The organism is Streptomyces sp. NPDC050619, assembly GCF_040654815.1.
In the GTDB taxonomy this organism is placed as follows: domain Bacteria; phylum Actinomycetota; class Actinomycetes; order Streptomycetales; family Streptomycetaceae; genus Streptomyces.
The window spans coordinates 74,219-94,259 of the sequence record NZ_JBFAIR010000025.1; the positions used below are offsets into that span (position 1 = coordinate 74,219).

Annotated in this window: 19 protein-coding genes and 3 pseudogenes; 10 read left to right on the forward strand and 12 right to left on the reverse strand. The window is 66.9% G+C overall.

Features of this window, described 5'->3' with window-relative positions:
- The first annotated feature begins 1 nt into the window (after nucleotide 1).
- The gene (locus tag AB0I77_RS34180; protein WP_363286711.1) at nucleotides 2–964 is read left to right on the forward strand and encodes a hypothetical protein; all 963 of its coding nucleotides are present in this window, start codon (nucleotides 2–4) and stop codon (nucleotides 962–964) included.
- Nucleotides 965–973: 9 nt separating this feature from the next.
- Here AB0I77_RS34180 and AB0I77_RS34185 read toward each other — a convergent pair.
- Nucleotides 974–1,102 (reverse strand): annotated as a pseudogene (locus AB0I77_RS34185) (transposase); the annotation flags it as partial.
- Nucleotides 1,103–1,386: 284 nt separating this feature from the next.
- A pseudogene (locus AB0I77_RS34190) lies at nucleotides 1,387–1,761 on the reverse strand (transposase); the annotation flags it as partial.
- Nucleotides 1,762–2,140: 379 nt separating this feature from the next.
- Between AB0I77_RS34190 and AB0I77_RS34195 the strand changes: the two are divergent.
- From AB0I77_RS34195 to AB0I77_RS34205, 3 genes and pseudogenes are all read left to right on the forward strand, one after another.
- Nucleotides 2,141–3,586 (forward strand): MFS transporter, encoded by a 1,446-nt coding sequence (locus tag AB0I77_RS34195; RefSeq protein WP_363286648.1) that lies wholly within the window; start codon nucleotides 2,141–2,143, stop codon nucleotides 3,584–3,586.
- A gap of 124 nt (nucleotides 3,587–3,710) precedes the next feature.
- A pseudogene (locus AB0I77_RS34200) lies at nucleotides 3,711–3,848 on the forward strand (helix-turn-helix domain-containing protein); the annotation flags it as partial.
- An 84-nt stretch (nucleotides 3,849–3,932) separates the two neighbouring features.
- Nucleotides 3,933–4,103: a transposase gene (locus tag AB0I77_RS34205; protein ID WP_363286710.1), complete on the forward strand. Its 171-nt coding sequence runs from the start codon at nucleotides 3,933–3,935 to the stop codon at nucleotides 4,101–4,103.
- Nucleotides 4,104–4,133: 30 nt separating this feature from the next.
- On the opposite strand, the gene AB0I77_RS34210 is transcribed toward AB0I77_RS34205, so the two are convergent.
- From AB0I77_RS34210 to AB0I77_RS34225, 4 genes are all read right to left on the reverse strand, one after another.
- Nucleotides 4,134–5,486, reverse strand: a complete 1,353-nt coding sequence (locus AB0I77_RS34210) for a SidA/IucD/PvdA family monooxygenase (protein ID WP_363286649.1) — start codon at nucleotides 5,484–5,486, stop codon at nucleotides 4,134–4,136.
- 79 nt (nucleotides 5,487–5,565) lie between these two features.
- Nucleotides 5,566–6,483 carry a carboxylating nicotinate-nucleotide diphosphorylase gene (nadC, locus tag AB0I77_RS34215; protein ID WP_363286650.1) on the reverse strand — a complete coding sequence of 306 codons (918 nt, stop codon included), beginning with the start codon at nucleotides 6,481–6,483 and terminating at the stop codon, nucleotides 5,566–5,568.
- Between the two features lie 20 nt (nucleotides 6,484–6,503).
- A complete protein-coding gene (solA, locus tag AB0I77_RS34220) occupies nucleotides 6,504–7,658 on the reverse strand; it encodes an N-methyl-L-tryptophan oxidase (RefSeq protein ID WP_363286651.1) in 1,155 nt (384 codons plus the stop codon).
- On the reverse strand, nucleotides 7,655–8,335 hold the full coding sequence (locus AB0I77_RS34225) for an FMN-binding negative transcriptional regulator (RefSeq protein WP_363286652.1): 681 nt from the start codon (nucleotides 8,333–8,335) through the stop codon (nucleotides 7,655–7,657). The genes solA and AB0I77_RS34225 overlap by 4 nt, the downstream gene beginning before the upstream one ends.
- A gap of 713 nt (nucleotides 8,336–9,048) precedes the next feature.
- Between AB0I77_RS34225 and AB0I77_RS34230 the strand changes: the two genes are divergently transcribed.
- On the forward strand, nucleotides 9,049–9,387 hold the full coding sequence (locus tag AB0I77_RS34230) for an MqnA/MqnD/SBP family protein (protein WP_363286653.1): 339 nt from the start codon (nucleotides 9,049–9,051) through the stop codon (nucleotides 9,385–9,387).
- Here the strand turns inward: AB0I77_RS34230 and AB0I77_RS34235 are convergent.
- The 3 genes from AB0I77_RS34235 to AB0I77_RS34245 all read right to left on the reverse strand — a co-directional run bounded on the left by AB0I77_RS34235 (nucleotide 9,352) and on the right by AB0I77_RS34245 (nucleotide 11,016).
- Nucleotides 9,352–9,765, reverse strand: a complete 414-nt coding sequence (locus AB0I77_RS34235; protein ID WP_363286654.1) for a hypothetical protein — start codon at nucleotides 9,763–9,765, stop codon at nucleotides 9,352–9,354. The genes AB0I77_RS34230 and AB0I77_RS34235 overlap by 36 nt on opposite strands.
- Complete coding sequence (locus AB0I77_RS34240; RefSeq protein ID WP_363286655.1) at nucleotides 9,762–10,319, reverse strand: PaaI family thioesterase; 558 nt, start codon at nucleotides 10,317–10,319, stop codon at nucleotides 9,762–9,764. The genes AB0I77_RS34235 and AB0I77_RS34240 overlap by 4 nt, the downstream gene beginning before the upstream one ends.
- Nucleotides 10,320–10,521: 202 nt before the next feature.
- Nucleotides 10,522–11,016, reverse strand: a complete 495-nt coding sequence (locus tag AB0I77_RS34245) for a helix-turn-helix transcriptional regulator (RefSeq protein ID WP_363286656.1) — start codon at nucleotides 11,014–11,016, stop codon at nucleotides 10,522–10,524.
- 365 nt (nucleotides 11,017–11,381) lie between these two features.
- Between AB0I77_RS34245 and AB0I77_RS34250 the strand changes: the two genes are divergently transcribed.
- From AB0I77_RS34250 to AB0I77_RS34270, 5 genes are all read left to right on the forward strand, one after another.
- Nucleotides 11,382–11,816, forward strand: coding sequence for a response regulator transcription factor (locus tag AB0I77_RS34250; RefSeq protein ID WP_363286657.1), 435 nt, complete (start codon nucleotides 11,382–11,384; stop codon nucleotides 11,814–11,816).
- A 298-nt stretch (nucleotides 11,817–12,114) separates the two neighbouring features.
- Nucleotides 12,115–13,374, forward strand: coding sequence for an MAB_1171c family putative transporter (locus AB0I77_RS34255; RefSeq protein WP_363286658.1), 1,260 nt, complete (start codon nucleotides 12,115–12,117; stop codon nucleotides 13,372–13,374).
- 65 nt (nucleotides 13,375–13,439) lie between these two features.
- The gene (locus AB0I77_RS34260; RefSeq protein ID WP_363286659.1) at nucleotides 13,440–13,688 is read left to right on the forward strand and encodes a transposase family protein; all 249 of its coding nucleotides are present in this window, start codon (nucleotides 13,440–13,442) and stop codon (nucleotides 13,686–13,688) included.
- A 29-nt stretch (nucleotides 13,689–13,717) separates the two neighbouring features.
- Nucleotides 13,718–13,906 carry a hypothetical protein gene (locus AB0I77_RS34265; RefSeq protein ID WP_363286660.1) on the forward strand — a complete coding sequence of 63 codons (189 nt, stop codon included), beginning with the start codon at nucleotides 13,718–13,720 and terminating at the stop codon, nucleotides 13,904–13,906.
- 215 nt (nucleotides 13,907–14,121) lie between these two features.
- Nucleotides 14,122–15,267: a cytochrome P450 gene (locus AB0I77_RS34270; RefSeq protein ID WP_363286661.1), complete on the forward strand. Its 1,146-nt coding sequence runs from the start codon at nucleotides 14,122–14,124 to the stop codon at nucleotides 15,265–15,267.
- A 148-nt stretch (nucleotides 15,268–15,415) separates the two neighbouring features.
- Here AB0I77_RS34270 and AB0I77_RS34275 read toward each other — a convergent pair whose 3' ends face one another.
- The 3 genes from AB0I77_RS34275 to AB0I77_RS34285 are packed head-to-tail and all read right to left on the reverse strand — an operon-like array spanning nucleotide 15,416 to nucleotide 19,996.
- Entirely contained in the window at nucleotides 15,416–16,174 is a 759-nt protein-coding gene (locus AB0I77_RS34275; protein ID WP_363286662.1) for an alpha/beta fold hydrolase, read from the reverse strand.
- Complete coding sequence (locus AB0I77_RS34280) at nucleotides 16,171–18,066, reverse strand: non-ribosomal peptide synthetase (RefSeq protein ID WP_363286663.1); 1,896 nt, start codon at nucleotides 18,064–18,066, stop codon at nucleotides 16,171–16,173. Before AB0I77_RS34280 ends, AB0I77_RS34275 begins: the two co-directional genes overlap by 4 nt.
- Nucleotides 18,053–19,996: a cobalamin-dependent protein gene (locus AB0I77_RS34285; RefSeq protein WP_363286664.1), complete on the reverse strand. Its 1,944-nt coding sequence runs from the start codon at nucleotides 19,994–19,996 to the stop codon at nucleotides 18,053–18,055. The genes AB0I77_RS34280 and AB0I77_RS34285 overlap by 14 nt, the downstream gene beginning before the upstream one ends.
- Between the last annotated feature and the right edge of the window lie 45 nt (nucleotides 19,997–20,041).

The window sequence follows — 20,041 nt, forward strand, 5'->3', positions numbered from 1 at the left end:
GATGCCGCTCACGACAGCCCTCGCTTTTCCGCCGTTCAGCAACCCTTACCCTCCGGGGATCCTGCGCACGCTGGCTCACACGAACGCGAGCGTGGCCGATGCCCTTGAGATAACAGACCAGAAGCTCGCGGAAATCGGCCAGCCACCCGTAACACGCAGACTCACCACCACAGATTCTGGGCCGGCCCCCAGCCTGGAAACGGAATACGTCCATAACCTGGTCGCGGCAACGCTCGTCCCGTACTCCGTATATGCGTCACTCGATCTGAAAGTTCAGCCAGCTATCCTTCTCGGACATGGCGCAGGCTTCAATGTCGGGAGCGTAATCACGGACCTCATGTCCATGGCAGAAACAATCGATGTTCTCCTCACGGGATTCTTCGAAGCCAAGAGAATTTCACTGCGGGGTGGAATGCTTGCCCTCGCCGTCAATCAGCGGACCGCTGGGGCGATGTGTCGGCAGATCTCGGAGGACGGCCTCCACGTCGGCATGATCAATACCCCGAATCAAACGGTTGTGTGCGGCCGATTCGACGACCTGGACCTACTGGAGAGTCACGCAGAACGCAAAGGAATCCCCTGTAGGCGTCTCGCTGCCATCCTCCCCATCCACACCCCTCTGTTTAGGCCGGCAGCCCTCCAGGCGATCCTCCGGCAAAAAGAGCGAACCGTGGAGCCCGTACTGCCTCCTCTGTACTTCACTACCGAATGCCGGCCCATCATCGAATCTGACACAGTCAGAAACGCGTCACTCGCCATCTGGACCAAACCCGCGAACCTCATCGAATCCATCGCGGACCTTCAAGAGAGCTTCGGTATCAACCACTTCATCGAAGTCAACACCACCCCGACACTCGCACCAATGATCATCCAAAACGCGCACCCGGGCACACGAGTCGACGGCCCGCCACCCGGCATAACGGATGCTGCAGACGTACTCCCATTCCTCAACGGCGCTTACTGACCTCGCCTTTGAGATTGCCGCCTCGTCGCGTTCCAGCGCGCGGCGGACGGGCACCTGGCAGCTCCATCCGTGCGTCCAGCCCTGGTCCTCGCCGTCGAAGCCGTGTGCCAGCGGGCCCCGCTCCGGCTCCGCCTCCAGCCGCACGGCCTCCCGTTCCCCTGCTCAGCAGGCGTCAGCCCGGTCATGATCACAGCAGCGTCGCGAAGGCCCCTATCGGGACACGCCTACCGGTCCGGCGGCAGCAAGCAGCGCCTCGGGCAGGGTCGACAGTTCAGCACGCAGGGCACGAGGCCAGTCGCGTCGCGGGTCGGACCACCGCCCGAGGCGACACCCGATCGTCCTCACAGTCGCGTCGGGTGGGCGCAGGGTTCCACGGCTCCGGTGGTAGGCGAGTGCTCGTCGGGGTGGGGCGTTGTGGCTGTTCAGCCAGGGTTCGGTAGGCCTGGAGCCGTTCGAGGGCACTGATGATCAGGTGGATCCAGGGACAGTGGCGGGCCAGGCACAGGAAGCGGCGGCGGCCTGTGGTTGCGGGCCGGGTGGAGGCGTTTGGGTTCCCAGCGGCGGGTGTCGCCGGTCAGGGCGAGCATCGGCATCCAGGCGAGCAGGTCGAGGGCGAGCTGGACGATCTCGAGCCAGATCTGGTTCTGGACGCCGTCGGGGCGAGGCAGGTTGCGCAGGCCGGTGTCGCGGGCGGCGCGCATGCGGCCCTCGGCGCGAGCGCGCCTGCGGTGCCGCAGCTCCAGGACTGCGATCGGGGTACCGGTGGTGTTGGTGGCGAAGCAGGTCGGCCACATGCCCTTCGGCCTGCCGGTGAGGACATCGCCGGCGAGTTCGGCGCGCTCGCGCAGCGGACTTCCGGTACCTGGTCCGCGACCGGGCCGGGCAGTTCATCGCGGACCTGCCCCCCAGAACCGACGCCGCACGTGTGACGTGCCTCACCACCGCAACGGCTACGAAGCAACGAGCTGCTGTATTTCCACAGTTGATAGCCTAGGGCTATCAAGAGCAGTCCGATTCCTGGATTGGATGGCGGCTTGCTCCGGGAAATATGATCCTGTACATGACCACCCAACCTGCGTTAACGGCCCTGCCGCGTCCGGCTCCCCGGCAGGTGAGGGTGCCGTTCCTGGCCTTCGGAATGCTGCTGTTCGACCACATCACGACCGGGACCAGCCGATGAGCACTACCCGGGAGCACTCCAAGGCGCAACTGCTGGTCCCCTCCCTGATGTTCATCGCTCTGGTCGTGGCGGCAGTCGCCAGCCTCGGGGCGCCGCTCATCACCAGCGTGGCGACCACGTTCCACGTCTCACTCGACAGCGCGCAGTGGACGCTGACCATCGCGCTGCTGAGCGGCGCGGTCGCTACGCCCGTCCTCGGCAGGCTCGGAGCCGGCCCACACCGACGAGCCACGATTCTCGTCACGCTGGCGGTCGTCGTCGCCGGCAGTGCGCTCACCGTGCTACCGCTGCCGTTCGCGTGGCTGCTCGTCGGTAGGGCCGCACAGGGCGTCGGGCTCGGTCTGACGGCGCTGATGATGGGCGTGGCCCGCGACCATCTCCCCGAGGAACGCAGCGCGGCCACCATCGCCCTGATCTCGGTGGTCTCCATCATCGGGGTCGGTGTCGGCTACCCCCTCGCCGGCCTGCTCGCCGAGTTCGGCGGGGTGCGCGCCGCCTATGGCCTCGGTCTGTTCGTCACCACTATTGCCTTCCTGGCCGCCTGGCTCTCCATGCCCAGAGCCCCCGAAGGCCGCTCCGCCCACGTGGACATAACGGGCGCGCTCCTCTTGGCGAGTGGACTGTTCCTCGTCCTGTTCCTTGCCGGCCAGAGGAGCCTGTGGAGCCATCACCTCACCGTGGCGGTGGTCCTCGCCATCGTTGCCGTGCTCTTGCTCTGCGTCTGGGCCGTCTCCGGGCTGCGCGGTAAGACGCCCCTGGTCGATCTCCGGGCGTTACGGCACCCGGCGGTTGCCGGAGCGAATGTCGCCATGTTCGTCGGTGCGATCGGCATGTACATCCTGCTCACGCTCATCACCCGGTACGCGCAGACGCCGCACAGCGCCGGCTACGGCTACGGGCTCACCACCTTCGTCGCCGGGCTGGTCCTCATCCCGTTCTCGGTGCTGGGATTCGTTGCCGGCAAGCTCACGCCTCGGCTGCTCGAACGGATCGACGCCTCCTGGCTCTTGGCCGGCAGCGCTGTCGTTATCGGTGGCGGGTTCGTCCTCTTTGCCGCGGCCCGGTCGAACCTGGCCGAGCTGTTCGTAGCAATGAGTGTGCTGGGCTTCGGTGTTGGCAGCTTCTCGGCCGCTATGCCCGGCGTCATCCTGGCCGCCACCCCCAAAAGCGAGACGTCCAGTGCCATGAGCTTCAACTACGTCGTGCGCAGCGTCGGGTACTCGCTCGGCAGTGCCATCGGTGGCCTGGTCCTCGACGCCGGCACCGACATCGGCCATATCTTCCCGAACGACAGCGCCTACACCACGGCAGCGTTGGTCGGCATCGCCGCGATGGCGATCACGACGATGACCAGCCTTGTCCTGACCCGCCAACGCTCGCCCGAGGCCGAACCGACCGTCCCCCCAGCCGGCGCACCGAGCCGGAGCCGGTCGAACCCATGACCCGCTCGCCGGAAGGCGCCAGCACGCGTAACTGATCGTTGCAGCAGGGAGACGTCCTGGTCGGTGACCTCAGTGAGCATGGCTGCGATCAGCCGTTCTTCCTGGCGCGCTTCGCCCCGGAGCCGGGCTGGCCTGTCTGGACCCTCGGTGGGCGGGAGGCCGTCCCCGCCTACTCAACCGTGACGACGAGGACTTCGTCCTCCAGACGGCCACCACCCGCCCTGCCAAGCTCGGCCGGCCCTTCACCCGCTGGTCACTGCGCATCCCCGGCCCGCCTCGAGCGGGCACGAAGGGTACACGGCATCACTCAGCTCGGCCCGATCGCCGCCGACCACAGCAGCCAGGCCTGGACCGGCTCGACCGGCAGACCGAGCAGCGGCAGCGCCGATACGCCATCCGCGCCGGCATCGAGGCCACCCTCGCGCAGAACGTCCGAGGGCACGGCCTGCGAGGCTCCCGCTACCGCGGCCTGGCCCGCACCCGCGTCCAGCACATCCTGAGAGTTTCCGGTCGGTAGACCGTGACCATCAGTTCCTGCCCCAGGACGCTACCCCGCGCCCATCGATGCCTGGCCTGCTCCCGCGACCCCCCTCACTTCAGCGTGTACCCGACTGTGACCGCCGTTCCTGCGGGCCAGCACGGAGCCGAGGATCTCCCCGGCCCGTACGGCCGTGTTGGACAGCAGCGACGAGGTGATGCCGTGCGAGTGCTCTGTGGCCCCGCACAGATAGACCCCGGCCTCCACGCGGGCGTCGGCGGCGACCCGATAGTCGCGTTCGACCCGGGGCAGCCCCGCCTCGTCACGGTGCAGGGCAGCGCCGACCTGACCGAGCAGAGCGAACGGGTCGGCCGGACGGTAGCCGGTGGCGCAAATCAGCAGATGGGCCCGGAGCGTGGTGGTGCGCCCCGTGGGCAGATGCCGGACAGTCACGTCGACGCCATCGGTGGTCTCGGCCACGGAGTCCACCGCCGACACGTTGTGGAAGTGCAGCCGCGCCCTGCCGGTGAGGCGCTCGTCATACGTACGCCTGTACAGCTCCTCTATGAGGTCGACGTCGACGACCGAATAGTTGGTGTTGGCGTGGTAGTCGAGGAGCGTGTCCCGGACTGTCTGCGGAGCCTGGTGGAAGGCGTCCACGGTCGCCGGGTCGAAGATCCGGTTGGCGAATGGACTGTCGTCGGCCTGGCTGTAGCCGAACCGGGAGAACACCGCGTGCACCTCGGCCGCCGGATAGCTGCGGTGCAGATGGTCGACCACCTCGGCGGCGCTCTGTCCAGCGCCCAGCACGACGAACCGCCGAAACCCATCGGCGCCGAGGCCACGCAGGTCGTCCAGGGTGGTCGAGCTGTGCCGCACCCTGGCGCCGTGGGGCAACCCGTCCGGCATCCGGGGCTCCAGACCGGGCGCGACGACGATGTTGCGTGCCCGGTGCACGACCTGCGCGCCGCTGGTGAGGTCACGGGCGACGACCTCGACATGGGTGACGACCCCGCCCTCGGTGACCGGCCGGGCCGTGACCACCTCGTGGCCGTAGTCGACCAGGTGCTCCAGTCGACGCGCGCACCAGGTGAGGTAGTCGTGGAACTCCACCCGGGACGGGTAGAAACACTTGTGGTTGATGAAGTCGATCAGCCGGCCCTGGTCGTGCAGATAGGGCACGAAGCCGAACCGGCTCACCGGGTTGCGCGGCGTCGCAAGGTCCTTGAGGAAGGCGACCTGCATGGTGGCACCCTCGATGAGCATGCCGCGGTGCCAGCCGAAGGCCGGCTTGCGCTCCAGGAACCGCGCGGTGACCGGCGGGTCGGCGCTCTCCTCGTTGTGTTCCTGCACGGCGATCGCCAGGGCGAGGGCGGACGGGCCGAACCCCACTCCCAGCACGTCGAGGATCTCGGTCTCCATGCGCTGTGCCTCCACTTGTGCCGCCGCTCGTCGGGGTGCTGCCGCGTGCCTCTGTGTCGCCGTCTCCATGAGGACCCCTTCAGGTCGTCAGCAGCATGCTGACGTCGAGGGCCGGGGCGCTGTGGGTGAGCGTGCCGACCGAGATGAGGTCGACGCCCGTCTCGGCGACGGTCCGCACCCGGTCCAGGGAGACGGTGCCGGAGGCTTCGAGCAGCACGCCGGCGGCACCGGCGGTCGCCGCCCGCGCCGCGACGACCCGCTCCATCCACCGTGGTGCCATGTTGTCCAGCATGATCCAGGAGGCGCGGCAGCGAAGCGCCTCCTCGGCCTCCTCGACCGTCTCCACCTCCACCTCGACAGGCACCTCCCGGCCCGCCGCCGCCATCCCCTCACGTACGGCGGCGACCGCGGCGCTCACCCCGCCGGCCGCAGCGATGTGGTTCTCCTTGAGCAGCACCATCGCTGAGAGGTGCTGGCGATGGTTGTGCCCGCCTCCCGCCGTCACCGCGTACTTGTCCAGGGCGCGCAGGCCCGGGGCGGTCTTGCGGGTGTCGAGTATGCGCACCGGCAGGCCTCGCACCTCCTCGACGTAGCGCCGGGTCGACGTGGCAATGCCGGAGAGGCGTTGCAGGAAGTTCAGGGCCGTGCGCTCGCCGGTGATCAGGCTCCGCGCGCTGCCGTGGAGGGTCAGCAGCACCTCGCCGGGAGCCACCGCGGCACCGTCCGCCACTTGCGCCTTTACCTCCACCTCGGGGTCGACGCGTTCGAACACCGCCTCGACCACCGCCAAACCCGCCACCACCCCCGGCTGCCGGGTGACGATCTCGGCCTGGGCCCTCAGCCTTTCCGGCACGCTCCACCGGGTGGTGATGTCCTCGGTGGCCTCGTCCTCCGCAAGAGCGGATCCGACGGCCCGTTCCACGGCCGCCCTGTCCACAGCTGCCCACCGGGCCGCAGCCCGTTCCACCGCTGCGCGGTGCTCCGTGTCCTGCGTCACTCCGATCACCGACGCGCCGTTCACCGTTGCGGGCTGGAGCTGCCGAACCGGGCCGGGTCGAAGGCCGAAATGTCGTGGGTGGCCCGGCCGTACTGCACCAGTTCGGCGACGGCCTCCCCGATCGCCGGCGCGAACTTGAAGGCGTGGCCGGAGGTGCCGCCGGCCACCAGAACGTTCCCCTTCTCGGACGCTTGCCCGATGAGAAATCCTAGGTCGGGGGTGTTGTCGTAGAGGCACACGGCGCTCTTGCGGTACCGGCCGCCGCCCAGCCGCGGGATCCGGTGGCGCAAGAACTCCTGGATCTCGGCGACCTCCCCCTGGGCCACGAAGCGGTCGACAGTGTCCGGGTCGGTCGGGGTGCCGCCGCTGTGGACGCCGGCCTTGACCCCACCGTACAAACCGCTCGCGGCGGGGTGCCCGTAGCCGATCATGCCGTCGCCCTCCCATATCCAGTAGGGAAAGCGTTCGGGCTGGAAGTCCTGTGCCCCGCCCTCGGGTTCGAACCAAAGCATGACCTTGCGCAGCACCTGCACCGGCGCCAGATCGGGCAGGAGGGCGGGGGCCCAGCAGCCGGAGGCGACCACGACGCGGTCGGCGTCGTAGACACCGCGGTCGGTGCGGAGCCTGACCCCGCGGGCACCCTCCACGATCTCCACGACGGACTCGTGGTATCGCAGGTCGGCACTGTGCTTCTCGGCGAGCTGGAGCTGGACCCGCACGGTCTGCTCAGGCTGTACGTAGCCGGAGCCGGGGTCGTAGATCGCCGCGCAGTCGGCGGCCGGCGTGAACTGCGGGAACCGCTCGTGTATTTCGTCTGCGTCGAGGTATTCGTGCTCAAGGCCGAACTGCTCGGCGCTGGCCCGGGCGGCCGGCAGCAGCTCGCCGTCGGCGGGGCCGAGGCAGACCCCGCCGGTCCGGTGGAACAGGCGCTCACCACTCTTCTCTTCCAACTCCGACCAGAGGGTGTAAGCGCGTTGCAACAGCGGTAGATAGCGCGGGCCCATGAAGTACGCCTGCCAGACGCCTCGCGACTCACCGTGGCTGGCCCCGAGATCATGGGCCGGCCCGTACCGCTCGACGCCCAGTACCCGCAGCCCGGCGGCGGCGAGCGAGTGGCAGGCCGCGCTGCCCAGCGCGCCGAGCCCAACCACGGCGACGTCGTACTCTGCCGTCATAACGCCTCTCCCAAATTCTGGTTGTCGACCTTTCCGAACTGTTCCATCGCGTGCGCCAGATCCCGGTACCCCATGTGTGGGCATTCCGAGAAATGTCGGGTCACCTTGGATCGCACGCCGTCGCTCTGCTCCTGGCTGAGTTTGAACATGCCGTCCACTTGCTCCACTTCCACCTCGAAGGCACCGACTCCGGAAATGATCCGGTCGAAGTATTCGAGGGAATCCGTCATATCCCAGCCGAAGCCGAAATTACCCTCCAGCTCCTGCACCGTACGACGGATAACGGCGCGCGTGGCTTCGCCGGCAGGCAGGGGCCGCAGAGTTCCCCGGACATGAACCGCTGTGAAATTCCAGGTGGGCGCGGCAGGCGAATAGTCGTATACCTTGGGCGAGACGTAGCCGTTCGGCCCACGGAAGATCAGCAGCGCCGGCGTCTCCCCTTCGGCGATGTGCCGCCAGTGCGGGTTGGCCCGGTTCATGTGCCCGGCGAGTCGGTGTCCGCTGAGGTCGACGGGGCCGCTACGCAGGGCGTCTGCGGTCGCTTCGGGAATGACGGCCGGGAGATGGGTGGCGTACGGCACAGGGTCCGCGCTGGAAAGGAGCGTGGCCAGCGGGCTGGCCCGGACAAGGGTCACCGCGGCGGCGGGACTTCCTTGATAATGCGCGGGAACGTACACGTCTTCGATTCTCCTTGTCGGGATCGACGCCGACGACAGGCCCTCGGTTCACCGCAGCGGAAATTCCGTCCCTGACGAGGCCGGACGAAAGCACCGTGGGGCACCTCTTCCGCCGCAAGGACGCTCTTCCCGGGGCGACTACGGCTGTTCACGAGCTTGTGGGTGGCCGGGGCACGCGTCAAGGGGTCGGCCACTAGGCTATTCGTCCTAGACCGATGTGCGCAGAACTCGGTTGACGTCCCACCGAAAGTCCTCTGAAAGTTACGTGGCGCGAAAGGATGCCCGTGCACGGTGGCGAATTCACGCCATTTCCGGGACGCCGCGGACACCAGGCCCTGTTGGGCAGCATCGACCTCACCGACACCCTGATCAGCGCCGACGCGCGGCGCCCACTGCATCGCCCAGGTCAAAGTCGACCACCCCACCGCAAGGAGATCCGGCGGCTGAAGACCTTGCCCACGCCTCGGTGACATCTCGCGTGACCCGCTCGAAGACCTGGACAGATGCGTGGTCGCGCTCTCCGCGGCCAGTCGCAGCACCGCCCTGCAGGATGCTGCTGGAGGATGCGGTCGGTGTGCGCCCCGTGGACCGCACCCTGCGCCGGACGTGGACGGAATGCTGAGGGCGGCCCGGGCCGCCGTGGTCATCGGCGACGACACCCTGCGCCTGCGGCGGACGTGCCGCGCGGCCTCACCGTCCATGACACCGGTGCGATGTGGCGGAGCTGGACGGGTCTGCCCCTGGTCTTCGCCGTCTGGGCGGTGCGCCGTGAGGGCGAGCAGGCCCATCCGGACGTGGTGCGCGAGGTGCGGGCCGTCCTCTTGGACGCGGTCGAGCGGGCCCGGACGCACCCGGTGGAGGTGGCGGCCGCGGTAGCTCGCGAGTCGCGGAGCGGCCGGGCCGACGCCCTCGGGATGCCCGTACTGCTCGATTACTACCGGGCTCTCGACTACTCGCCCGGGGAACGCCAGCCGGCCGCGACTGGCGGGGAATTGGGCCCCGAGCCGTGGGCCGGGTCAGCGGCGGATGACGCCGGAGCACTCGCCGCGTAGCACCGTCTCCCCGTTCTGGTTGTGAATCTCGATGTCCAACTCGGTCCGGGTGCCCGACTTGGCCTCGCCCAGTGCGCGCACGGTCACCTCGGCGGTGATGGTGTCGCCCGCCCAGACCGGCTGGAGGAACTCCCAGACCATCCGGCGGGCGATGAAGTCGAGCTGGCCACCGATCTTCGTGGCGAGCGAGGCGGTGAGCAGTCCGTGTGCCATCGCTCGGCCTTCGTCGGGCAGATGGTGCCGACCGAGGTCCTCCGCCAGATTGGCGAAGGCGGTGATGTCGTCGGTGGTGATCAAGCGCTGCTCGCGCATGACCTGGCCAACGGTGAGGGCGGGCGGCGTCGTGCGGTGGCCCGGGGGCGGAGGCGTCGGGGTCATCGTCGTGCCTCGGGTCCTGTGGCCGGCCCGTTGGGCTGCCCCACGGGGGCCTTGTCGCGGATCAGGCAGCTGCTCTTGCCCACGGCGTGCAGCTTGCCGTCCGGGCCGATCGCCCGGCAGGTCGCCAGACCTCGGTTGCGTCCCAGGTGGACCACCTCGGCGTCGACCGTGATCAGGCCCGGGGCCTCTTGGATGGGACGCAGGAAGTCCACGTTGAGGTCGAGGGTGACGATGTCCTTGTCCCCGGGGATCAGGGCGAGGACCGCGCATCCGAGAGCCGAGTCGATGATCGTCGATAAGATACCGCCGGCGAGGAAGCCGAGGTGGTTAGTGAAGTAAGTTTTCACCGGCATTGTGAACTGCACCACACCGGGATCCGCTTTGACGACTCTGATATCGAGGGCCTGCGCGACGGGCGGTGACACGATTTCCCCAGAGATCAATCCGCGAAGATAGGACAAGCCGGTCGCCTCGGCCTGGGTGGCGAAAAGTGGCCCCTGGTCCTGCCATTCGATCGTGGCAGTGTGCTTGTCGGGGACATGGATCTCTGACAACTTCACTCCTCCAGCTGAGCTCCGGACATGAGAGTGTCAGTGTGGCAGCACTGCCGACCCACTGCAACTACTTCCGTGAGCATGCCGGTTGGGGATCGGCGCGACAATGAGGTAGATGTCCCGGAAGGCGTATTCGGTCGATGCGAGATGTTTGCCCGGCGGTAATTCGGCGTCCGGCTCCCGCAGTTCCGGAACTCTTCTGTCACCCTGTGGATTCGTTGACCGAAAGCTCGCGGGCCACCGCGGTCCTGTCCGCTCCCGGGCTGAGCCCCTCCATCGCGCGGATTTGGTCGAGAAGGGCCTTGGCGAATTCCATCCCCTTCGGCGACAGACCGACCGCGCGCATGGCGACGCTGGTGACGCCGGCCCGTTCCGGCGACTTCGGGTCGGGCCCGGTCGGGCCCGTGGCGTGCCAGGCATCCGGGCTCCGTCCGGTGAGGGTCGCGGGGTCCTCGTCGAAGAAGTACGAGACCGGTACCCCGAAAAATCTGGCGAGCGCGTCGAGATGGTGGATCCGCGGATTCCCCCGCTCGCCCTTCCGGAGGTAGGCGATGTACTGCTTGGAGATGTCGCCACCCTGGTCCCGTATGGCGCGGGCCACTTCCTCGTTGCTGAACGGGCCGCGGCCGTGTGGATGCATGGTCTCGAACAGGCTGTTCAGTCGCTGAGGTAGCATTTTAGACGGATGTGTCGGCATTTATCCTTACTCCTCTGGCTTCCTGGCTGACAACTGGAGACGCAATCAAGTCCCGCGGAGACCACACCTGTTGACGGAGTGGCGTCGGCTACGTAGTATTAATGAGGTGCTGATGCCGACCTCTTCAAGCATCTCGGACAGAGGTTACTGCGCACCATCTGCACCCTCAACATTCATGCCCGCATTTGCCACCTAGAAAATACGGAAACCTGCGGTCCGACCGGTTTGCGGGTGCATTTTCAAGGAATCACGCACATGGCATTCGATGCTCATGTCTTCGCGCGCTGAAGTTCTACTCCGTGCGTCGTACTCGCTGAGTGTCTGTTTTCTCATGCCCATCTGAACCGGCACGGAGGAGGCGTCACATGGAAGCAGACCCTGCCTTATTAGATTTAACTTGCCGAGAGACGGCCGTACTGCGGCTGTTAGCTCAAGGGTTACCCAACCGCTTGATCGCCCGCCGCCTGGAAATTTCAGAGAAGACCGTGAGGAATCACCTCAGCAGTGTCTATCTCAAGATCGGTGCGGCAGACCGAACGCAGGCCGCCTTATTCGCCCAGCGCATGGGGCTCACCGAACCCCGCGACCCGGAAAGATCCGCCACCCCTTCGCTCACGGCTCGTGAGGTAGGCGTTCTGCGACTGGTTGCACGAGGATTCACGAACCGGCTGATCGCCCGTCGCCTGGAAATCTCCGAAAAAACCGTGAAGAACCATCTCAGCGGCATCTATCTGAAGATAGGAGCCGCCGGCCGGACGCAGGCCGCCCTGTACGCCCAGAACATGGACCTCGCCGTATAGAAGGCAACGCTCTCAGGTCTCTGTATCGTTCGCCCGCGGATTTCTGCACCGAACGGCATCCGCATCCGCGGGTATCCCCGCCCGCTGACGAAGGCGCTGGACAGCGTAGTGGGGAAGGGAAGCGATGAACCGGTCGGCCGCCTCCTGGTCACCACCGCCTCCGTCGACTGCGGACGACCTTGTTCCTATGATCATCGGACACATACAGGGGGCACCCACTACAGTGAGCCCGAGGAGTATGCCGCCTAATAGTGGGCCGACTCGGACGCTCACTGCAGCACGGAGGTGACCACTGGAGGTGACCGCCTCCGTCGAGCACGTCTTCAACTACACGCACACCGTGTCCTGTGTCATCACGCTGAGCGCCTTCGGCTACAAGTGGTTCGACCTCCGACGCGATGCGGGCAACCTCGAACTCTGGGCCCTGTGCGGCACCCGGCTCTTCAACGGCATCGCCTATCTGTTCCTGGTGCCGCTGGTGAACGTCTGGATCGGCGAGCTGACAGGCATACCCAACCTCGCCACGCTGCTCGGCCATTCCTCCATCGTCCTGGCCGCGCTGTCGGCTCATGTGATGGTGCTCGGCTGGTTCCAATCGCCTGCGGAGTCCAGACGCCGCCTCCCGCGAGTGGTCGGGTTCTACCTGCTGGCCATCGCCACCATGAGCGTGCTCTTCTTCGCAGCGCCGCTGCCCGGCGCCCACCCGGTCGACTTCGAGGTGCACTTCGCCACCACCCCCACGGCCGCTGCCTACCTCATGGTCTTCCTTGTGACCTATGGCGTGAGCCTCGCGAACACCGCGCGGTTCACCTGGCCCTCCTCGCGCGCCGTCGAACGGTCATGGCTGGCTCAGTCGTTACGGATGACCGCGGTCGGATCGGTTTTCGTCCTAGGTTTCATCCTGGGGAAAGCGATCGGGATCACGGGGCGTTGGTTCGGCGTGACCGATTGGGACCGGGCCGCAGTGGAGTGGAGTCCGATCGCGGCCAGCCTCGGCTCGCTGGTACTTGTCCTCGGGTACACCCTGCCGGGCTGGGGCGCCTTTTTCGTCGTCCGCCGCGAACAGTTCCGCCTCTATGGCACGCTTCACCCGCTCTGGTCCGTCCTGTGCGAAGCCGCCCCGGGTGTGACCCTGTTCAGGCCGCTCTCGCCGCGCGTGGCCCGGTTCTGGGGCAACCTCCGGACTCGGCTGTATCGGATGATCATCGAGATCAGGGACGGACAGCGACTGCTGCGCCCCTACGTCTGCGACGGCTGCGAGGAGCGGTTGCGGCGCTTCCTGTGGGAGACGGGCCTGGTGCGCGGAACCGCTGCGGAGGGTCCCCTGGTGGAGGCGGCCGTCATAGCCTTGGCGGTACGGCGCAAGAAAGAAGGCGTCCAGCCCTCCGGGGGCACGGCCGGCCGGGGGTCACGTCAGCCGAGTAGTGAGGTGGCGGACGAACTGACCTGGCTCGGTCAGGTGGCGGAAGGATATGTACGGCTGACGGCGCGTCAGAACTGTCTTCCGGAACCGTACCCCTGCCCGTGCTCCGAAGAACCGGCCGTTCGTCCCACCTGAGACGGGCCGCCAAGGCCGTGTCCGCGGCAGGGTGTCGTGCAAGATCAGGGTCGGCCGGGAATGCCGTGCCGGCCCGGGCCGTCGCGCCGACCCCGCTGACGGACACGCTGTGCCTGTCGGAATCCCTTGGCCTGGTGCCCGATCCGCGAGGTTGTCGCGGACGTCGTTACCCGTTGTCCGCGCTGGTGCCCGCGGCCGCGGCGAGTGTCCTGGCTGGCGCCCGCTCGCTCACCGCGACAACAGAGTGGATCAGTGACGCATCGGTGTGGGCCTGCCGGGCCCTCGGCTTCCCCGTCGACCTGCTGACCCGCTGACCCGCTGACCCGCTGACCCGCTGACCGGCATGGACCACTGCGGCCAGGTCCTCGCCCAGCGCCAGATCGCCGACGAGGGCAATGAAATCCCTGCGTTCCAGCACCTGTTGGGCAGCATCGACCTCACCGACACGCTGCACACCCAGCACGCCCACAGCACCTACCGCGGTGAACGCGGCGCCCACCCGCGACTGCCGGATTTAACGAACTATCGGTAACCAGCAATAGCTTTCCGGCGCTTAGCGAAGGAATTGCGCGGTATTGCTCGCAGCAACCACTCCGCGCCGCCGGTGCTCATCCGGTCCGTAATCCATCCGTATCCCTTGAGGGCAAAGGCGGTCCTGGTTAAGCTGGGGTCATGGTGAATACAGGGGGGAAACCGCCGCCCACAACCGAGCGGCTGGACGATTCATTTTTCCAGGACCCTCAGGGCTTGTTCGCACGCCTGCGCTCGTCCGCGCCGGTGACTCCGGTCATCACACCCGAGGGCGTCCGGGCCTGGCTCGTCACGCGGTACGAGGACGTGCGCGCCGCGCTGGCCGACCCCCGGCTGGCCAAGGACTGGGTGGCGCACATGACGCCCGAGGATTTCGACATCAACGTCGACCCCGTGCAGGCGTACCTCGACCAGCACATGCTCAACCTCGATCCGCCCGACCACACCCGGCTGCGCCGCCTGGTGGTGAGGGCGTTCACGCCACGCCGGGTGGCCTCCCTGCGGCCGCGGATCTCGGGCATCACGGGCGAGTTACTGGACACGATGGCGGCCGGCCCCGACGAGACGGACCTCATCGAGGCGTTCGCTTTTCCGCTGTCGGTGACCGTGATCTGCGAGCTGATCGGCATCCCGGTCGACGACCGGAAGTTGTTCCGCGAGTGGTCGGAGACACTGCTGTCCTCGCGGGGGACGCGCGAGGAGGCCCGCACGGCCGCCGTCGAAATGCACGCGTACTTCACGCACTTGGTCGGGAAGCGCCGGCGGTCACCGGCGGACGACCTGCTCTCCGCGCTGATCGCGGCCCGTGACTCGGGTGACTCGCTCTCGGAGAACGAGTTGCTCTCGATGATGTTCCTGCTGCTCGTTGCCGGGCACGAGACGATGCTGAACCTCATCGCCGGCGGGGTGCTGGCGCTGCTGACGCATCCGGCCGAGCTGAAGCGGCTGCGAGAGGATGCCTCGCTGCTGCCTTCGGCGGTCGAGGAACTGCTGCGGTACGCGAACCCGCTGAACCACGCGACCGAACGATTCACGCTGGAGCCGGTGACCATCGGCGACACCACCATCCCCGCGAAGGAATGGGTCATGCTCGCGTCGGCGTCGGCGAACCGGGATCCCTCACGGTTCCCCAACGCCGACCGCCTGGACGTGGGCCGGGATACGTCGGGCCACGTGGGGTTCGGGCACGGGATCCATTACTGCCTCGGCGCGCCACTGGCACGACTGGAGGGCGAGATCGCGTTCGACATGCTGCTGTCCCGGTTCCCCGAGCTGGCGCTGGCGGTGCCCGAGTCGTCGCTGCGGTGGCGGGCCTCCAGCCTCATCCATGGGCTGGAAGTCCTCCCCGTCCAAGTGCGCTGACTCGTACCTCTGCAGTCGCCCATACATGCGTTCGGGCTGACACTCGGGACACACCGAATATCAGCCCGAACGCGCAATATGCCGATTACCAGGCAGAGCCGCGGATAAACCAGGTGTCAGCCAGATCTCCGAATATACCGGGTGCCCATCACAGCCGCTCCTTTATGACAGCCAGGACCTCGTCCGGCGCTGCGTAGTGATAGAAGTGACCGCCGTCGAATACCTCGAGATGGAATTCGGCCGATGTCAGGTCCCCCCACGCGCCGAGCAGGTCCAGGCCGACGTTGGGATCGCGGCGACCGCCCATAGCCGTGATCGGCACCTGGAGCGGACCCCGGTGGTGGATGTAGGTCTCCCAGACCTCGAGGTCCGCGCGGAACAAGGGAAGCAGGAGCTGCACCAGCTCCGGCTGGGCGAGCACCTCCGGTGACGTCCCTTCCAGCTTCGCGATGACCGTCACCAGCTCGTCGTCCGGCAGGTCGCACAGCCGTGGCCCTGTGGGCGGTATGTGCGGTGCACCCAGCCCCGAGACGAACAGATGTCTAGGAGGCTTGCCGAGCGCGGACAGCACATGCGCCAGTTCGTAACAGAGCAGAGCGCCCATGCTGTGCCCGAACAGGGCGAAGTCCCCTCCTGCGTAGCCCGCCACGGGCCCGGTCAGTTCGGTGACGAGCTCCGCGGCCGAACGTAGCGCCGGCTCCCTGTGGCGGTTCTCCCGTCCCGGCAGCTGCACGGGTATCGCTTCGATGCCCGGAGCCAGCAGCGCGGGCCAGTCCCGGTAGGCCGACGCACCTGCCCCGGCGTGGGGCAGGCAGAACAACTGGATCGCGTCCGCGTCCAGTGCTGGCGCAGGAGTGGCTTCCGGCCGGCACGGAGGGAACCACGACACGTCGGTCGTCTTCGTCATGGACGCCCGTCCCTTGGCCGGGCGTCCGCCTCGGGCACAGGCGCGGCGGAGGCCGAGGGGTCCGCGGCCCGGATGTAGCCGGCAATGCCGCGTGCCGTCGGGTCCTCGAAGAACTCGGCCAGCGTCATGTTCACGCCGTAGCGACGGCCGACCTGGGTGAGCAGCCGGATCGCCAGCATGGACTGCCCGCCGCCCTCGAAGAAGTTCTCCTCACGACCGAAGCTCGGCACGTCCAACAGTCGCCCGATGATGGCTGTGATCTCGTCGTCGAGCATCTCGGGGGCCGCCGAGCCGGCGTCGTCATCCGCCTCGGACGAGGAGACCGCCGGGGAAGGCAGCTGCGCCCGGTCGACCTTCATGTTGCTGTTCTTCGGCAGTTCGGGGAGGCGGATCAGCCGTGACGGGACCATGTATTCGGGCAGCCGGTCACGCAGGAACGCCTTGAGGTCATCCGTCTGGGGGGACGCCTCGTCGGCTCCCACGTAGTAGCTGACGAGTGTCTTGTCGCCGGGCTGGAGGTCGGTGTCGGCGACCGTCACCGCCTCCCCGACCCCAGGATGCATCAGCAGCGTCGCATCGACCTCGTTCATCTCGACTCGGAAGCCCCGGATCTTGACCTGGAAGTCGGCACGGCCGAGGAAGTCCAGGGAGCCGTCCGGCAACTGGCAGACCAGATCTCCTGTCGCGTACATGCGCGCGCCGGGCTCTGCCGCGAAGGGGTCGGGCAGAAACCGTTCCTTCGTCAGGTCCGGGCGACCGAGGTACCCCCGTGCGACGCCGTCGCCGGCGATGTAGAGCAGGCCCGGTTGCCCGGCCTGCTGGGGCCGCAGCTCGTCGTCGAGCACGTAGCAGGTCGTGTTGGAGATGGGGCGACCGATCGGTACGCGCAACTGGTCGGCGGGCTTCGGCGTGACGCGGTGTGCGGTGGCGAGGGTCGTGCACTCGGCGGGGCCGTAACCGTTCAGCAGGGTGCAACCCGGCAGTGCCGCCACGGAGTTGGCCTGGCTGACCCCTATGACGTCACCGCCGACCAGGATCTGGGAGACCGTGGCGAACGTCGAAGGGTCGTCCGCCGCAAGCTGGTTGAACAGCGGTGTCGGGATCACCATGGTGTCGATGTGACGCTCGCGCAGAGCGATTCCCAGCCGGCCCGGCGAGAGAATGGTGTCACGGTCGAACCCGAGCAGTTCCGCCCCGTTGAGTAACGCCCCCCACACCTCGATCGTGGTGGCGTCGAAAGCGGCGTTCGAGACCTGCGCCACCCGGTCCCCCGGCGCGAAGGTGAGGTAATCGACGTTCCGCGTGCGCTGCACCACGTTGCGGTGCGTGACGCAGATGCCCTTCGGCGTGCCGGTCGAACCCGAGGTGTACACCACATAGGCCAGGTCTTCGGGGCCGGTGCCCCCGTCGATCCGGACGTCGTGGGCGGTCCCGTCCCGTACGGCGTCCCCCAGATGCGGGGCGGTCGTGACCACGGGTATCCCGAGGCCGCTCGGATCCTCTGCGCCTGCCTCGGTCAGCAGCGCCACGGGCTTGGCTTCCTCCAGGATCGTGCGCAGCCGGGTGGCCGGCTGGGTGGGATCCAGGGCCAGATAGGCACCGCCGGCCTTGACAGTGGCCAGCATGCCCACCACGACGCCGAGGCTCCGGTCGGCGAGGATCGTGACCAGCCGGTCGGTCCCTACGCCGAGTTCCCGCAGCCGGGAGGCGAGAGAGTTGGTCACCCTGTCGAGCTGCCGGTAGGTCAGCGTCACGGGACCATAGGTCACGGCGGGTGCGTCGGGACGGCGTACGACGTGCTCTGCGAAGAGATCGCACAGCGAGCTGTCACGGTCCGACGGAGCGAGAGTCACCGTGTCGGTACCCTCGATCGCCACTTCAGATTGCGACATGGGCGTCCAGTCCTTTCTCCTCGGACGACGGTGAGACCGGCTGCCACAACGGCAGGACGTTCCCGACCTTCTCGATCATTCCGTGACAGTACGAGCCGCTGTGGTCACGACTCTGCGTCGGCATGAAGGGGTATTGCAGCCGCTTGTGCTCCACGGTGAAGATGCCGTCCTCCGGCATCGCCGGAATATGGACCGCATCGGCCAGATCTGTCAGGTGCTCCGCAGGGACCTGCACCGTGTAGCTGCGGGGACCGCGGTCCAGCAGGCGCAGTGCCTGGAATTCCTCTGTGTGCACGTCCATGGGTGTATTGCTGTACATGTAGGGACGGTTCACCATGTCGATCTCGAACAAGGCCCGTGCCTTGGCGTCGTCCCACCAATCCTGGCTCTGCGCGAAGCGGCGCACATGACGGGCGGCGATCTCCCTGTGCTCGTGCAGCACGGAATGGATGAAGAGACCGTAGTTGTTCACGTCGTAGTAGTCGGCGTCCCGGATGGAGCGTTCGATGTACGACAGGATGGGGTCGTCCTCCCCTTGCCGGCGCAGGAAATCGGCGAAGGCGGAGAAGATGTCCTGGTACTTCATCCCCTTCTGACGCACCAGGTAGCGGCTCACCGTCCGCAGGCTGCGCGTGTTGTGCAGCGCATGGAAGGCATAGAAGTAGTACATGCCCTCCACGAAGTCCTCTACGGAGGCCTCTTTGGTGCCGATGACGATCTGAGCCTCGGCGACGTCCCCTCCGGCCGGCCGGGTCACGATCCCCATGGAGTCGGCACTGTGATAGATGGGGGTGTTGTTGAGGAGCAGGTGAGGGTACGCGATCACGGTCTGCGCCTCGTTCTCACACAGCGTGCCGATGCCGCGCTTGAAGGAGTCGAGTGTTTCTCCCGGCAAGGGCCAGATGAGTTCGATGAAGGAGCTGATCTGCTTCTCCCGTAAATCCTCCTGGATCGCGGCGAAGGCGCTCAGCTTGATGTTCGAACGGCGGATCAGGTCAAGGCTGGTCGGCTCTAGGGTCTGCAGCGACACCGGCTGGGAGGCGATGAGGTTCGCGTCCTGGAAGATGCCGGTGATCTTCGTGACCGCCTGCGGCTTGTTCTTCGCCGCGGAGAAGTAGACGACGTTCGGCGCTCCGTGCTCCTTCGCGCAGTCGGTGATGTGCCGGGAGATGTCGACGTCTCGGCTCAGCATTCCCCAGTTCGCGTCGGCGATGAAGAGGAAGAGGATCTCGTTCTTGGCGGTCCATTTGATTTCTTCACGGACCCGGTCCTCGTCGAAACGGTACACGCGGTCGTTCGTCGCGGCTCCCCAGAAGCAGAATCCGCAGTGGTAGGGGCAGCCGCGGTTCGTCTCCAGGATGGCTATGCTGTAGGCGGAATCAAAGATTCCGGTCAGGAACGGCGAGGGAATGTCGTTCAGATTGCTGATCCTCGGCTGTTTGGGGGTCGTCACCAACTCGCCGTCGCGGTAGAAGCTGAGACCACTGACCTCATCGAGTCGCGGACTCACCTGAGACTCGGTCAGCGCGCGAAGGTACTGCGAGAAGGTGACCTCCCCTTCCCCGTTGCAGATGACCGTCTTCTCATCGGTCCTGCTCAGATAACGCTGGGCCTGCGACATCACCTGCGGGCCGCCGAGGATGATCTGTGCCTGCGGCCGTGCCTGCCTGATGGCCTCCACCACGGCCCGCACCAGGCCCATGTTCCATACGTAACAGCTGATCGCGTACACATCGGCAGTCGCCCTGACCAGGTCTCGGATGACATCGGCCCGGGGCGTCCTGGCGACGGTCGAGTACCGCTCGAATCGGTACTCGCTGCGAATTAACGAATCCGTCATGGCATACGCCTGAAGGTAGCCGGAGGCTAACGGTGTCATCCGCTCGAAAACGGACAGTTCGACGAGTAGGACCTTCTTCAAATCGCTCACCTTTCACATGCGCTGTGGGCCTCGCTGAACCTGATGCGTCGCCGG

What these genes read in the sequence shown, in the direction of transcription:
- AB0I77_RS34180 (WP_363286711.1), top strand. Translation starts at nt 2, where the DNA reads ATGCCGCTCACGACAGCCCTCGCTTTTCCGCCGTTCAGCAACCCTTAC.
- AB0I77_RS34195 (WP_363286648.1), top strand. Translation starts at nt 2,141, where the DNA reads ATGAGCACTACCCGGGAGCACTCCAAGGCGCAACTGCTGGTCCCCTCC.
- AB0I77_RS34210 (WP_363286649.1), bottom strand. Translation starts at nt 5,486, where the DNA reads ATGGAGACCGAGATCCTCGACGTGCTGGGAGTGGGGTTCGGCCCGTCC.
- solA (WP_363286651.1), bottom strand. Translation starts at nt 7,658, where the DNA reads ATGACGGCAGAGTACGACGTCGCCGTGGTTGGGCTCGGCGCGCTGGGC.
- AB0I77_RS34230 (WP_363286653.1), top strand. Translation starts at nt 9,049, where the DNA reads ATGTGGCGGAGCTGGACGGGTCTGCCCCTGGTCTTCGCCGTCTGGGCG.
- AB0I77_RS34235 (WP_363286654.1), bottom strand. Translation starts at nt 9,765, where the DNA reads ATGACCCCGACGCCTCCGCCCCCGGGCCACCGCACGACGCCGCCCGCC.
- AB0I77_RS34245 (WP_363286656.1), bottom strand. Translation starts at nt 11,016, where the DNA reads ATGCCGACACATCCGTCTAAAATGCTACCTCAGCGACTGAACAGCCTG.
- AB0I77_RS34250 (WP_363286657.1), top strand. Translation starts at nt 11,382, where the DNA reads ATGGAAGCAGACCCTGCCTTATTAGATTTAACTTGCCGAGAGACGGCC.
- AB0I77_RS34265 (WP_363286660.1), top strand. Translation starts at nt 13,718, where the DNA reads ATGGACCACTGCGGCCAGGTCCTCGCCCAGCGCCAGATCGCCGACGAG.
- AB0I77_RS34275 (WP_363286662.1), bottom strand. Translation starts at nt 16,174, where the DNA reads ATGACGAAGACGACCGACGTGTCGTGGTTCCCTCCGTGCCGGCCGGAA.
- AB0I77_RS34280 (WP_363286663.1), bottom strand. Translation starts at nt 18,066, where the DNA reads ATGTCGCAATCTGAAGTGGCGATCGAGGGTACCGACACGGTGACTCTC.